A 13,509-nucleotide genomic window follows, 5' to 3' on the forward strand; every position below is an offset into this window, starting at 1 on the left:
GACCCCGGCGTTCCGAACGTGTGTGACGTGTGGCACCATTCTGGCCACCCCCTCCGGAACTGCCCCACAGGAGACCCCCCGCGTGCTGCCCTCCGCGCTCCCGGACCTCCCGGACCTCGCGCACACCCGGACCAGCCCGGTCCAATGGCTGGCGACGGCCACCGCGATGGCCGGCGTCGTCGCTCTGGCGGGCTTTCTCACGCCCGGCCCGGCCACCGCATCGCAGCCCGGCAGAAAACCGGCCACGGTCGCCGCCCCCGACACCGCAGCCGCCGTCTTCCCCTTGAAATGCGGCGGTGTGGGCAGCGTCGTCACCAAGAAGGCGACCGGCGACCTGGACGGCGACGGCCGGCCCGAGACGGTGGCGGTGGTCCGCTGCGACGCGGGCATGGGAACCCCGCCGAGCGGGGTCTACGTCGTCACCCAGCCGCTCACCGAGGGCGGCGCGCCGCGGGTCGTGGCGACTCTCGTCGCACCGGGAAGCGAGCAGACGGTCGGAGCTCTCGCGGTACACGACGGAGCGGTCACCGCGACGCTGCTCGGCTACTCCTCGCCCGAAGTACCGCGCTGGAAACCCGATGTGCGGCAGAAGGCCAAGTGGCGCTGGCAGGGCGGGAAGTTCGTACGCTCGGTGCCGTCCCGGGCGCAGGCGCGCGCCGTGTGAAGCGTCACTCGGCCGCGGGGCCGTAGACCTCCACGCGGTCCGAAACCCGGCGCACATGAATGCAGTCGCCCGGGCATTCCTTGGCCGAGTCCACGACATCCTGCAGCAGTGGCAACGGCACGGGTGTGGTGGCTCCGGTGTCCTGAAGCAGTTCGTCGTCGGCGCTCTTCACGTACGCCAGTCCGTCGATGTCGAGCTCGAAGACCTCGGGCGCGTACTGGGCGCAGATGCCGTCGCCCGTGCAGAGGTCCTGGTCGATCCAGACCTCGAGCACCTGGGCCGCGTCGGTGGGAGCCTCGTCCTGCACGGTCATTTCTCCTGCCGTTTCCTGCGTGGTTGAACCAATTGGAGCCAGCCCTGACGGGTGTTGAACACTTCGACGATACAACCGGCGGCTTTCCGACGCTGCTGGGTGGGTATTCCCTGACGAGAGGGAGTACGCAAGAGTGAAGATCGGACACACTCCGACGTCTTTGTGATCTAGGGGTTTGATTCGCCGATCGCCCAGGTAGGGTCAGGAAGCGTCCAGCTCCCCTTGGAGGAGGTGAGGACCGTGGCAGCCCACGACGACGACATCAACCGCGGCATCCGGCCCGCGCGAGGGTCTGAGGACCCCGCCGGCCAGGTTGCCTATCTCGAGCAGGAAATCGCCGTCCTGCGCCGCAAGCTCGCCGACTCTCCGCGACACACGAGGATTCTCGAAGAGCGGATCGTCGAGCTGCAGACGAATCTGGCAGGCGTGTCCGCACAGAACGAGCGGCTCGCCAACACGCTCCGTGAGGCGCGTGACCAGATCGTGGCTCTCAAGGAGGAGGTCGACCGGCTCGCACAGCCGCCGGCCGGCTTCGGCGTCTTCCTGCAGGCCAATGAGGACGGCACGTGCGACATCTTCACCGGGGGCCGCAAGCTCCGGGTGAATGTGAGTCCCAGCGTCGAGCTCGACGAGCTCAGGCGTGGCCAGGAAGTCATGCTCAACGAAGCGCTCAACGTGGTCGAGGCCATGGAATTCGAGCGTGCCGGGGACATCGTCACCCTCAAGGAAGTCCTCGAGGACGGCGACCGTGCACTGGTGATCGGGCACACCGACGAGGAACGGGTGGTGCGGCTCGCCGAGCCGCTGCTGGACGTCACCATCCGCCCCGGCGACGCCCTGCTGCTCGACCCGAGGTCCGGGTACGTCTATGAGGTGGTGCCGAAGAGCGAGGTCGAGGAGCTCGTTCTCGAAGAGGTCCCGGACATCGACTACAACAAGATCGGCGGTCTGGGCGACCAGATCGAGCTGATCCGTGACGCGGTCGAGCTTCCGTACCTGCACCCCGACCTTTTCAAGGAACACGAACTGCGGCCGCCGAAGGGCATCCTGCTCTACGGTCCGCCGGGCTGCGGCAAGACGCTCATCGCCAAGGCCGTCGCCAACTCCCTTGCCAAGAAGGTCGCCGAGGTGACCGGGCAGCCCGCGGGGAAGAGCTACTTCCTCAACATCAAGGGCCCCGAGCTCCTCAACAAGTACGTCGGTGAGACCGAGCGGCACATCCGCCTGGTCTTCCAGCGTGCGCGGGAGAAGGCGAGCGAGGGTACCCCCGTCATCGTCTTCTTCGACGAGATGGAATCACTCTTCCGCACCCGTGGTTCCGGTGTCAGCTCGGACGTGGAGAACACCATCGTCCCGCAGCTGCTCGCCGAGATCGACGGCGTGGAGGGGCTGGAGAACGTCATCGTCATCGGCGCCTCCAACCGTGAGGACATGATCGACCCCGCGATCCTGCGGCCGGGCCGGCTCGATGTGAAGATCAAGATCGAGCGCCCCGACGCGGAAGCCGCCAAGGACATCTTCGCGAAGTACCTGACGGCCTCCCTGCCGCTGCACACGGACGATCTGGCCGAGCACCGGGACAGCCCGGACTCCACGGTCAGCGCAATGATCCAGTCGGTCGTCGAACGGATGTACACCGAGTCCGAGGAGAACCGCTTCCTCGAGGTCACGTACGCCAACGGCGACAAGGAGGTCCTGTACTTCAAGGACTTCAACTCCGGCGCGATGATCCAGAACATCGTCGACCGGGCCAAGAAGATGGCGATCAAGGACTTCCTCGATCAGGGCCAGAAGGGTCTTCGGGTCTCCCACCTGCTCCAGGCGTGCGTGGACGAGTTCAAGGAGAACGAGGACCTGCCGAACACCACCAACCCGGACGACTGGGCTCGGATCTCCGGCAAGAAGGGCGAGCGGATCGTCTTCATCCGTACCCTTGTCACCGGAAAGCAGGGCGCGGACACCGGACGCTCCATCGACACGGTGGCAAACACCGGTCAGTACCTGTAAAAGACAGGGCGGCTGCGGGGCCCTCGGAGGGTACCCGCAGCCGCCGTGTTTTCCGGCTTCGGCCGCAGGGACAGCAATGCCTGTAATGATCTCCCCACCGGCGCAGCGGCGTTCTAGGCTCTTCGGTAACCACCGAGTCGCGCAGTGCGGAGACGGGCGACCGCGCACGCACCGGAGAACGAAGCGGTACTTGAGCGACGCTTCCGCAAGGGGCGCTGCCGGGCTAGGAGGGCCGCATGACCGTACGGCGAGTAATGGGCATCGAGACGGAGTACGGCATCTCCGTCCCGGGTCACCCGAACGCCAATGCCATGCTCACCTCGTCCCAGATCGTCAACGCCTACGCGTCGGCGATGCACCGGGCGCGGCGGGCCCGCTGGGATTTCGAGGAGGAGAATCCGCTGCGGGACGCGCGGGGCTTCGACCTCGCCCGCGAAACCGCGGACAGCAGCCAGCTGACCGACGAGGACATCGGCCTGGCCAATGTCATCCTGACCAACGGTGCGCGTCTCTACGTCGACCACGCCCACCCCGAGTACAGCTCGCCCGAGGTCACCAATCCGCGCGATGCCGTCCTCTGGGACAAGGCCGGCGAACGCATCATGGCCGAGGCGGCGGAGCTGGCCGCCCGGGTTCCCGGTGCCCAGCCGATCCATCTGTACAAGAACAACACGGACAACAAGGGCGCCTCGTACGGCACGCACGAGAACTACCTGATGAAGCGGGCGACCCCGTTCTCGGACATCGTGCGTCATCTGACGCCGTTCTTCGTCTCGCGACAGGTGGTCATCGGCGCCGGACGGGTCGGGATCGGTCAGGACGGCCACGAGCACGGCTTCCAGATCAGCCAGCGGGCGGACTACTTCGAGGTCGAGGTCGGCCTGGAGACCACCCTCAAGCGGCCGATCATCAATACCCGCGACGAACCGCACTCCGACGCCGAGAAGTACCGCAGACTGCATGTGATCATCGGTGACGCCAATCTCTCGGAGATCTCGACCTATCTCAAGCTCGGCACCACGTCCCTGGTGCTGGCGATGATCGAGGACGGCTTCATCAACGTGGACCTGGCCGTCGACCAGCCGGTGCGCACTCTGCACCAGGTCTCGCACGACCCGACGCTGCGCCAGTTGGTCACGCTGCGTAACGGTCGGACACTCACTGCGGTGCAACTCCAGATGGAGTACTTCGAGCTGGCCAGGAAGTACGTCGAGGAGCGCTACGGGGTGGACGCGGACGAGCAGACCAAGGACGTGCTGGGCCGCTGGGAAGACGTGCTGAACCGCCTGGAGACCGACCCGATGAGTCTCTCGGGCGAGCTCGACTGGGTCACCAAGCGGGAAATCCTGGAGGGCTACCGCCGTCGGGACAACGTCAACTGGGACGCGGCCAGGCTGCACCTGGTGGATCTGCAGTACGCGGACGTCAGGCCCGACAAGGGGCTGTACAACCGTCTGGTGGCCCGCGGGAAGATGAAGCGCCTCCTGGACGAGCCCGCGGTCACCGGCGCCCGTACGAACCCTCCAGAGGACACCAGGGCCTATTTCCGCGGCCGCTGCCTCGAGCAGTACGCCGACGACGTCGCCGCGGCGTCCTGGGACTCGGTGATCTTCGATCTGCCGGGGCGGGACACCCTTCAGCGGGTGCCCACCCTGGAACCGCTGCGCGGGACCCGCAACCACGTCAAGGAGCTCCTGGACCGGTGCCGCACGGCCGAGGACCTGGTCCGGGTGCTCGGCGGCGGCTGAAAGGCCCGCGACGTGGGAATCATCCAGGTGGGTTCCGGACGTTGACGGAAGTACCAGGCCAATGTCGGAGCACGCTTGTAGGGTCGGATCAAGCGGCTCTGATCAAGGTCTGATCAGTTACATCGAACCGAGCGGGGTGAGGTAGATGGCGACCAAGGACACCGGCGGCGGACAGCAGAAGGCGACGCGCAACACCGAGGGGACCGAGGAGCAGGCGCCCGAGGCGCAGGGCTCGGAGGACCTGAAGGAGCGCCAGGAGAAGCTGAGCGACGACGTCGACGACGTCCTCGACGAGATCGACGACGTCCTCGAGTCCAACGCCGAGGACTTCGTGCGGTCCTTTGTCCAAAAGGGCGGCGAGTAACGCGTGTTCTCCTCTGCCGGTGCTGTCGGCGAAAGCCGATGGCACCGGCGCGGATGACCGGCGCGGGCGCGGGTAAGGTCCGTGAACAGATCACAAGATCGGCCCGGCCTTTCAGAAGCGGGCCGCCGCCTATCCGGAAGGAAACGCGTGGAAGCCAACCCTCGTAGCACCGGGCGTCTGCCGGCCGCCTTCCTGACGCCGGGCTCGTCCTCCTTCATGGACTTCCTGTCCGACCACGCGCCGGAGATCCTGCCGGGCAGCCGCGCGCTGCCGCCGGTGCAGGGCGCGTTCGAGGCGCCGCACGGGACGACCATCGTGGCCGCGACCTTCGCCGGCGGGGTGGTCCTCGCCGGCGACCGTCGCGCGACCATGGGCAACATGATCGCCCAGCGCGACATCGAGAAGGTCTTCCCGGCCGATGAGTACTCGGCCGTCGGGATCGCGGGCACCGCCGGCCTGGCGGTGGAGATGGTCAAGCTCTTCCAGCTGGAGCTGGAGCACTTCGAGAAGGTGGAGGGCGCCACCCTCTCCCTGGAGGGCAAGGCCAATCGGCTCTCCACCATGATCCGCGGTAATCTCGCCATGGCCATGCAGGGGCTCGCCGTCGTGCCGCTGTTCGCCGGTTATGACGTGGACCGGGAGAAGGGCCGGATTTTCTCCTACGACGTCACGGGCGGGCGCTCCGAGGAGGTCGGCTACGCATCGACGGGCTCCGGCTCCATCTTCGCCCGGGGCTCGATGAAGAAGCTCTACCGCGACGACCTGACGGAGCAGCAGGCCGTCACCCTGGTCGTGCAGGCGCTGTACGACGCTGCCGACGACGACTCGGCGACCGGCGGCCCCGACGTGGCCCGTCGCATTTATCCGATCGTCACCGTCATCACCGATGAGGGCTTCCGCAGGCTGACCGAGGCGGAGGGCTCCGAGCTCGCCCGTTCGATCCTGGAGCGGCGCCTCGAGCAGCCCGACGGCCCCCGCGCCCCGCTGCTCTGAGGTCTTCCGATGCACTCGTCACTGACAGAAAGGGACGGATAGCCGGTGTCGACGCCGTTCTATGTCTCACCCCAGCAGGCCATGGCCGACCGGGCGGAATACGCCCGGAAGGGCATCGCCCGTGGTCGCAGCCTGGTTGTGCTGCAGTATGCCGACGGCATCGTGTTCGTCGGCGAGAACCCGTCCCGTGCGCTGCACAAGTTCAGCGAGATCTACGACCGGATCGGCTTCGCGGCCGCCGGTAAGTACAACGAATACGAGAATCTGCGGATCGGCGGAGTGCGCTACGCGGATCTCCGCGGGTACACCTATGACCGCGACGATGTGACGGCCCGTGGTCTGGCCAACGTCTACGCGCAGACGCTGGGCACGATCTTCTCCAGTGCGGCCGAGAAGCCGTACGAGGTGGAGCTGGTCGTCGCCGAGGTGGGCGCCGAGCCGGACGGCGACCAGATCTACCGGCTGCCGCACGACGGATCCATCGTGGACGAGCACGGTTCGGTCGCGGTCGGTGGCAACTCCGAGACGATCAGTTCCTTCCTCGACCAGCAGCACCGGGAGGGAATGACGCTGGCGGAGGCGCTGAAACTGGCCGTACAGGCCCTGTCGCGCGACACCAACGGAGGCGAGCGGGAGATCCCGGCCGAGCGGCTGGAGGTGGCGGTGCTGGACCGTACACGGCCGCAGAAGCGCAAGTTCAAGCGCATCGTGGGCCGTCAGCTGTCCCGACTGCTCGCGGCCGACGACGCAGCGGTCACCAAGACGGACGCGCCCTCCGACGAGGAAGAGGAGGAGTAGCCACCACCGGCTCTTCGCCCGGCGCCCCGGCCCGCTCCCGCGGCCCGGGGCGCCGTTGTTCCCGCACCGGCGGGTCTCAGCCGGCCGGCGGTGGCGCCGTCGACCCGCGGACCAGCAGGCCGACCGGGAGGTCGCCGCCGGCCGGCTGCCGCCCGTCGAGTACGGCCAGCAGCGCCGTCATACCGCGCCGCCCGATCTCCTCGGCGGGCAGTGCCACCGTGGTGAGTTCGGGCTCGATGGCGGTGGCCAGCGCGAGGTCGTCGAAACCGGTGACGGACAGATCCTCCGGCACCCGCAGCCCGAGCCGCCTGGCCGCCTTGCAGGCACCGGCGGCCAAAATGTCGTCGTCGCAGATCACCGCGGTCGGCCGGGGCCCCGGTCCGCCCAGCGCCCGTTCCGCGGCCCGTCGTGCGGCGTCGACCTCCAGCGCGGCGGTGACCGTCCTGACCTCCGCTGCGTGCAGCGCCGTTCGCAGTGCGTCGGCGCGTACGTCGAAGGTCCAGGAGTCGATCGACGGGGCGAGATGCACGAAGCGGCGATGACCGAGGGCGAGCAGATGGGCCGTCACCTGACGCATGCCGTCGGCGATGTCCAGATTCACGTGCGCGGCGGCCCCGGACTGCGCCGGGTCGCTGTCCAGCATCACCAGTGGCAGGTCGGAGCCCCGGATGGCGGCCAGCGCACCGACGGCCATCGAGGAGGCGATGACGCCGTCCAGGGCGGTGCGTGCGGAGGCGAACGGGTCTCTGGCCGGTCCCACGCCGTCGGGGGACGGATAGAGAACCACCCCGAAGTCGTGTTCCGCCGCGGCCGCCGCCGCGCCGGTGTAGACGCGGGCGAAGAACTCGGTGGTGAGCGCGGGGACCACCAGCAGCACCGTACGCGTGCTGCCGAGACGCAGATTGCGGGCCGCGAGATTGGGGCGATAGCCCAGCTGCCGGGCCGCCTCGCGCACCAGTTCGGCGGTGCGCTCGGAGACCCTGCCGCGCCACTTGTCACCGAGCACCAGGGAGACGCTGGCCTGCGAGACACCGGCCGCGCGTGCGACATCGCGACTGGTCGGGCGGGTCGGTGCGGTCTGCTCCGGGCTTGTCGCCCGGGGATCGGGGCGGGCACCTGCTCGGGCGTTCACTCGGTCCTCCACTCGGCCGGCCACCGTCCCCGGCCGACGTGCGGCCGTCTGGACCTCCGGTCTGCGCTCATGGTACGTATAACCCCGGACGTTATACGTAACACCCGAACGCGTCGGAACCACGTCGAAGACATCCGGCGCGCCGGGCAGAGAGGGGCGGACATGGCCGCGGGCTACGCGGAACTCCTCGGCACCCGGCACGTCACCCGGTTGCTGTCCGGCACCCTGGTCGGCCGCCTGCCGAACGCGACCGCGGCGATCGCCGTGGTGCTCTTCGTCCGGGCGCAGGACGGCAGCTACTCACTGGCCGGGCTGCTCTCCGCCGTCTACGGCCTGGCCACCGCGGTCGGCCAGCCGCTGCTCGGCCGGGCCGTGGACCTGTACGGACAGCCGCGGGTGATGCTGCCTTCGGCGGTGATCTCGGCGCTCGGCATGGTGCTGTTCGCCGCGGTCGGTATCGATCCGGTCGGGCTCGCGGTGGCCGCCATGCTGGTGGCCGGGCTCTTCACCCCGCCGCTCGAGGGCGCCCTGCGCGCCCTGTGGCCCAGTGTGCTCAAGCGGGAGGACCGGGTGCACGCCGCCTATGCGATGGACGCGGTGGCGCAGGAAGTGATGTTCACCATCGGTCCGCTGCTCGTCACCCTGGCGGTGTCGCTCTGGTCCGAGGCGACCGCCCTGGTGGCGGTCAACACACTCGGCGTGCTGGGTGCGCTCTCCGTCGTCCTGTCGGAGCCCTCCCGCAGCTGGCGCTCGGCACCGCGCGAAGCCCACTGGCTGGGTGCGCTGCGCTCCAGCGGCCTGCTCGCCCTACTCGGAGCGTTTTTCTTCGTCGGCCTGGCCCTCGGCTCCATCACGGTGGCCGCGGTCGCCTACGCCGACGACCACGGTGGCGACGCGGTCTACGGCGTACTGATGGCCGCCATCGGCCTGGGCGCGCTTGCCGGCGGGCTGGCATACGGCGCGCGGCAGTGGCCGGGGACGGCGGAGCAGCGGCTGCGGGTCGTCGTCGGATGCCTCGCACTGGGCTATCTGCCGCTGCTCCTGGTGCCCGGAGCGACCGCCATGACGGTCCTGATGACGCTGGCCGGCGTGTCGCTCGCGCCGGCCATCGCCTGCGCCTTCATCGTCGTCGACCGGCACGCGCCGCGCGGCACGGTGACCGAGGCGTTCTCCTGGCTGGTGACCACGTTCGGGGTGGGCGCCGCGCTGGGGACGGCCGTTGCCGGGCCTGCGGTGGAAGTCGGAGGTGTGGCCGCCGGTTTCGCGGCAGCGGGCGGCGGGGGAATCGCCGCGCTGATCGTCCTGCTGGCCACTCGGCGGGTCCTCGCAGCTCCCGGCCATGGTGCCGGCCGCGCTCCCGAACATGAGGACTCCGTGGTGGTCACTTCCGAAAATGATCGGAACGGGGCCGCCGAACCCGGTTTCAGGACAGGCCATCAGGCGTAATGTTCAGTCATGGATCGCCGCATTTTCGGGCTGGAGAACGAGTACGGCGTCACGTGCACATTCAGGGGACAGCGCCGTCTGTCCCCTGACGAAGTGGCGCGCTACCTCTTCCGCCGTGTTGTGTCATGGGGCCGCAGCAGCAATGTCTTCCTGCGGAACGGTGCCCGCCTCTACCTCGACGTGGGATCGCATCCGGAATACGCAACTCCCGAGTGCGACAACGTGGCTGAACTGGTCACTCACGACAAGGCCGGCGAGCGCATTCTCGAAGGTCTGCTCGTCGACGCCGAACGCCGCCTGCACGAGGAGGGAATCGCGGGCGACGTCTATCTCTTCAAGAACAACACCGACTCGGCCGGAAACTCGTACGGCTGCCACGAGAACTACCTGGTTGCCCGGCACGGCGAGTTCTCCCGGCTCGCGGACATTCTCATTCCCTTCCTCGTCACCCGCCAATTGCTCTGCGGTGCCGGCAAGGTACTGCAGACGCCCCGCGGAGCGGTCTACTGCGTGAGCCAGCGAGCGGAGCACATCTGGGAGGGTGTCAGCTCCGCGACCACCCGCTCCCGTCCGATCATCAACACCCGCGACGAGCCGCATGCGGACGCCGAGCGTTACCGCAGGCTGCACGTCATCGTCGGCGACTCGAACATGTCCGAGACGACCATGATGCTCAAGGTCGGCGCCACCGACCTGGTGCTGCGCATGATCGAAGCGGGCACGGTGATGCGCGACCTGACCCTGGAGAACCCGATCCGGGCCATCCGCGAGGTCAGTCACGACACCACCGGCCAGCGCAAGGTCCGCCTCGCCAGCGGCCGCGAGGCCTCGGCGCTCGAGGTCCAGCGCGAGTACTACGAGAAGGCCGTCGACTTCGTGGACCGGCGCGGCATCCGTACCGGCCAGGTCGAGCAGGTCCTGGAGCTCTGGGGCCGCACCCTCGACGCGATCGAGGCCGAGGACCTCGACCGGATCGACACCGAGATCGACTGGGTGATGAAGTACAAGCTCATCGAGCGGTACCGGGACAAGCACAACATGACCATGTCGAATCCGCGGGTCGCTCAGATAGACCTCGCCTACCACGACATCCACCGGCGGCGTGGTCTGTACTACCTGCTGGAGAAGCGGGGCCAGGCCACCAGGATCTGCAACGACCTGAAGATCTTCGAGGGGAAGTCGGTGCCCCCGCAGACCACCAGGGCGCGGCTGCGCGGAGACTTCATCCGCCGGGCCCAGGAGCAGCGGCGGGACTTCACCGTCGACTGGGTGCACCTCAAGCTCAATGACCAGGCACAGCGCACGGTGCTCTGCAAGGATCCGTTCAGGTCGGTGGACGACCGGGTGGAGAAGCTGATCGCCGGAATGTGACCGTCCGTACCTGTCCGACGGATGAATCCCGCACACCTGCGTGTGCGGGATTCTTCTGCCTGCCGTGAGCCCGTCAGGCGGACTCGGGGTCGTAGAGTGGCGCCCACTGACATCCCCGCTACCCCGAGGACCACTGTGCGACGCCGTCTTGCCGTCTTGCTCATCGTGCCGGCCCTGGCACTGACCGCTTGTGGAGGTGGCGACTCCAAGAAGAAGGACGAATCGGCTCCGTCGCCCTCCAAATCCGCTTCGGCACCCGCCGTCCCCAAGCCTGTCGATTCGGCGTCCCCGCTGCCCACGGTGAGCGGAGCGGCGGGCAAGAAGTCCACCATCACCGTTCCCAAGGAGAACCCGAGCGGAAAGTTCGTCGTCCACACGCTTTCCCAGGGCACCGGCGCCGTCGTCAAGAAGGACGACCTGGTGATGGCCGGCTACACCGGCAAGGTGTGGAAGAGCGGCAAGGACCTGGGCAGCTCGTACGACAAGGGCGGCGCCCCCCAGCTCATCACCGCCGGTTCGAAGACCATCATCCCGGCCTTCGCCGACGCCGTGCTCGGTCAGAAGATCGGCAGCCGGGTGCTCGTCGTAGCGCCGCCGAGCGCCGCCTTCGGCAGCGCGGGCCAGCAGCAGCTCGGCGTGACCGGTAAGGACACGCTGGTCTTCACCCTGGACATCCAGAAGGTGATCCCGAAGCGTGCCCACGGCACCCAGGCGGCCATTCCCTCGAACCTGCCGCAGGTCAAGGCGGACAAGGACGCGGCCGCCACCATCTCGGTACCGAAGAACGACCCGCCCAAGAAGCTCACCGACAAGGTGCTGATCCAGGGCGACGGCGCCACGGTCAAGAAGGGCCAGACCGTCTACATGCAGTACAGCGGCGCCGCCTGGAAGCCCAATGAGGGCAAGGCGTCCGCGACTCTCTTCGACACCTCGTGGAAGAGCGGCGCACCGTTCGCGACCGCCATCGGTGAGGGCCAGGTCATCAAGGGCTGGGACCAGGGCCTGGTGGGCAAGAAGGTCGGCGACCGGGTGCTGCTGGTCATCCCGCCGGAGCTGGCTTACGGCGACAAGGCCCAGGGGGCCACGCTGCCGGCCAATTCGACGCTGGTCTTCGTCGTCGACATTGTGGCGGCAGTGTAAGACTGTCCCGGTTGCCCAGTGTCGAGAAGTAGGAGCAATTACGTGAGCATCGAGAAGCCCGAGATCGACTTCCCGGGTGGCGAACCGCCGGCCGACCTGGAGATCAAGGACATCTGGGAGGGCGAAGGCGCTGTCGCCAAGGCCGGCGACACCGTCAAGGTCCACTACGTCGGTGTGGCCTTCTCCACCGGCGAGGAGTTCGACGCGAGCTGGAACCGGGGCACCCCGCTGCAGTTCCAGCTCGGTGCCGGCCAGGTCATCGCCGGCTGGGACCAGGGTGTGCAGGGCATGAAGGTCGGCGGCCGCCGCCAGCTGACCATTCCCGCGCACCTCGCCTACGGCGACCGTGGTGCGGGCGGCCGTATCAAGCCGGGCGAGACGCTGATCTTCGTCTGCGACCTGGTCGGAGTCTGATCGGAACCGATCACTTCCGAGGGTCCGTGCCTGCCGGCACGGACCCTCGGCTTTTGCCCCGGCACCACAGGGCGGTACGGTCGACGGTCGTAGAGGGTGCTGCATTCTTCCGCGGGGAACGCCACGGAAGACCTGCCCAGGACACCGGAGAGGGCGTCGATGGCGATTGCCAAGGCCGAGCGACTGATGAATCTGGCGCTGTGCCTGCTCGGAACCCGCCGCCCGCTCAGCAAGCGGGAGCTGAGGGGTTCCATCGAGGCCTATCTGGAGGCGGGCTCCGACGAGTCCTTCAATCGGATGTTCGAGCGGGACAAGGACGATCTGCGCGAACTCGGTCTGGTCATCGAAACCGTCGAGAATCTCGACGGGGACGCGGGGTATCTCGCCCGCCGCGACAGCAACCGGCTGCCGCCCGTCGCGCTGGACGCCGAGGAGGCCGCCGCTCTCGGACTCGCCGCGAAGGTCTGGCAGCAGGCCCGGCTGGCCGGGGCGGCCAGCGGCGCACTGCAGAAGCTGCGGGCGGCCGGTATGCCGGAGGCCGGCGATCCGTACGCCGTGCAGCACGGCGCGCTGGAGCCGCGTATCCCCGTACACGAGGCGGCCTTCGAGCCGCTGATGCTGGCCTGCCGCGACCGCCGACCAGTGACTTTCGACTACCGCAAGGCCAACGCGGCCCGACCGGAACCCCGGCAGGTCGAACCCTGGACGCTGGAATGCTGGCGCGGCCACTGGTACCTGGCCGGCTGGGATCGTGAGCGCGGTGCGGAGCGGGTGTTCCGGTTGTCCCGGATCACCGGCAAAGTCCGTTCCCGCTCCGGCGCGTTCACCGCCGTGGTGCCGGACGTGGTGACCGTCCGTGAGACGGTCGAGACCTGGGCGGGGGAGACCGCCACCCGCACTGCGCTGATCAAGCTGCGCAGCGGAGCCGGCTACCCGCTGCGCTCGCGGGCCACGCACTGCCGGGAACTCGGTGACGGGTGGGACGAGTTGGAGATTCCGTACGGGCACGGCCTGGACGCCTGGCTCGTCGAGTTCGGCCCGGACGTGATGGTGCTCGCCCCCGCTGACCTGCGGGCCGATGTGGTGGACCGGCTGCGCGCCGTGGCCAAGGACTGAGGG

The 13,509-nt window shown here is 68.3% G+C and carries 13 protein-coding genes; 11 read left to right on the forward strand and 2 right to left on the reverse strand.

From position 1 onward, the window contains the following. Window positions 1–82 precede the first annotated feature (82 nt). Complete coding sequence (locus tag AB0436_RS24590; protein ID WP_366470094.1) at window positions 83–664, forward strand: hypothetical protein; 582 nt, start codon at window positions 83–85, stop codon at window positions 662–664. Window positions 665–668: 4 nt separating this feature from the next. Here the strand turns inward: AB0436_RS24590 and AB0436_RS24595 are convergent, their stop codons facing one another. Then, on the reverse strand, window positions 669–977 hold the full coding sequence (locus AB0436_RS24595; RefSeq protein WP_366470095.1) for a ferredoxin: 309 nt from the start codon (window positions 975–977) through the stop codon (window positions 669–671). A 240-nt stretch (window positions 978–1,217) separates the two neighbouring features. Between AB0436_RS24595 and arc the strand changes: the two genes are divergently transcribed. The 5 genes from arc (at window position 1,218) to prcA (ending at window position 6,887) form a co-directional block, all read left to right on the forward strand. Beyond that, window positions 1,218–2,984, forward strand: a complete 1,767-nt coding sequence (gene arc / locus AB0436_RS24600) for a proteasome ATPase (RefSeq protein WP_366470097.1) — start codon at window positions 1,218–1,220, stop codon at window positions 2,982–2,984. 236 nt (window positions 2,985–3,220) lie between these two features. After that, on the forward strand, window positions 3,221–4,732 hold the full coding sequence (gene dop / locus AB0436_RS24605) for a depupylase/deamidase Dop (RefSeq protein ID WP_366470098.1): 1,512 nt from the start codon (window positions 3,221–3,223) through the stop codon (window positions 4,730–4,732). Between the two features lie 145 nt (window positions 4,733–4,877). Continuing rightward, a complete protein-coding gene (locus tag AB0436_RS24610) occupies window positions 4,878–5,096 on the forward strand; it encodes a ubiquitin-like protein Pup (RefSeq protein WP_365854259.1) in 219 nt (72 codons plus the stop codon). Between the two features lie 147 nt (window positions 5,097–5,243). After that, on the forward strand, window positions 5,244–6,089 hold the full coding sequence (gene prcB / locus AB0436_RS24615) for a proteasome subunit beta (protein ID WP_366470099.1): 846 nt from the start codon (window positions 5,244–5,246) through the stop codon (window positions 6,087–6,089). A 45-nt stretch (window positions 6,090–6,134) separates the two neighbouring features. Further along, window positions 6,135–6,887, forward strand: coding sequence for a proteasome subunit alpha (gene prcA, locus AB0436_RS24620; RefSeq protein WP_365854263.1), 753 nt, complete (start codon window positions 6,135–6,137; stop codon window positions 6,885–6,887). A gap of 76 nt (window positions 6,888–6,963) precedes the next feature. On the opposite strand, the gene AB0436_RS24625 is transcribed toward prcA, so the two are convergent. After that, window positions 6,964–8,019, reverse strand: a complete 1,056-nt coding sequence (locus AB0436_RS24625; protein ID WP_366470100.1) for a LacI family DNA-binding transcriptional regulator — start codon at window positions 8,017–8,019, stop codon at window positions 6,964–6,966. Window positions 8,020–8,181: 162 nt separating this feature from the next. Here AB0436_RS24625 and AB0436_RS24630 point away from each other — a divergent pair, with 162 nt between their 5' ends. The 5 genes from AB0436_RS24630 (at window position 8,182) to AB0436_RS24650 (ending at window position 13,506) form a co-directional block, all read left to right on the forward strand. Beyond that, entirely contained in the window at window positions 8,182–9,465 is a 1,284-nt protein-coding gene (locus AB0436_RS24630; RefSeq protein WP_366470101.1) for an MFS transporter, read from the forward strand. A gap of 9 nt (window positions 9,466–9,474) precedes the next feature. Beyond that, window positions 9,475–10,836: a Pup--protein ligase gene (gene pafA, locus AB0436_RS24635; RefSeq protein ID WP_365854269.1), complete on the forward strand. Its 1,362-nt coding sequence runs from the start codon at window positions 9,475–9,477 to the stop codon at window positions 10,834–10,836. Between the two features lie 135 nt (window positions 10,837–10,971). Beyond that, window positions 10,972–11,976 (forward strand): FKBP-type peptidyl-prolyl cis-trans isomerase, encoded by a 1,005-nt coding sequence (locus AB0436_RS24640; RefSeq protein ID WP_366470103.1) that lies wholly within the window; start codon window positions 10,972–10,974, stop codon window positions 11,974–11,976. A gap of 42 nt (window positions 11,977–12,018) precedes the next feature. After that, a complete protein-coding gene (locus tag AB0436_RS24645; RefSeq protein WP_366470104.1) occupies window positions 12,019–12,390 on the forward strand; it encodes an FKBP-type peptidyl-prolyl cis-trans isomerase in 372 nt (123 codons plus the stop codon). A gap of 159 nt (window positions 12,391–12,549) precedes the next feature. Beyond that, window positions 12,550–13,506 carry a WYL domain-containing protein gene (locus AB0436_RS24650; protein WP_366470105.1) on the forward strand — a complete coding sequence of 319 codons (957 nt, stop codon included), beginning with the start codon at window positions 12,550–12,552 and terminating at the stop codon, window positions 13,504–13,506. The last annotated feature ends 3 nt before the right edge of the window (window positions 13,507–13,509 follow it).

The organism is Streptomyces sp. NPDC051322, from assembly GCF_040689485.1.
GTDB lineage: Bacteria > Actinomycetota > Actinomycetes > Streptomycetales > Streptomycetaceae > Streptomyces.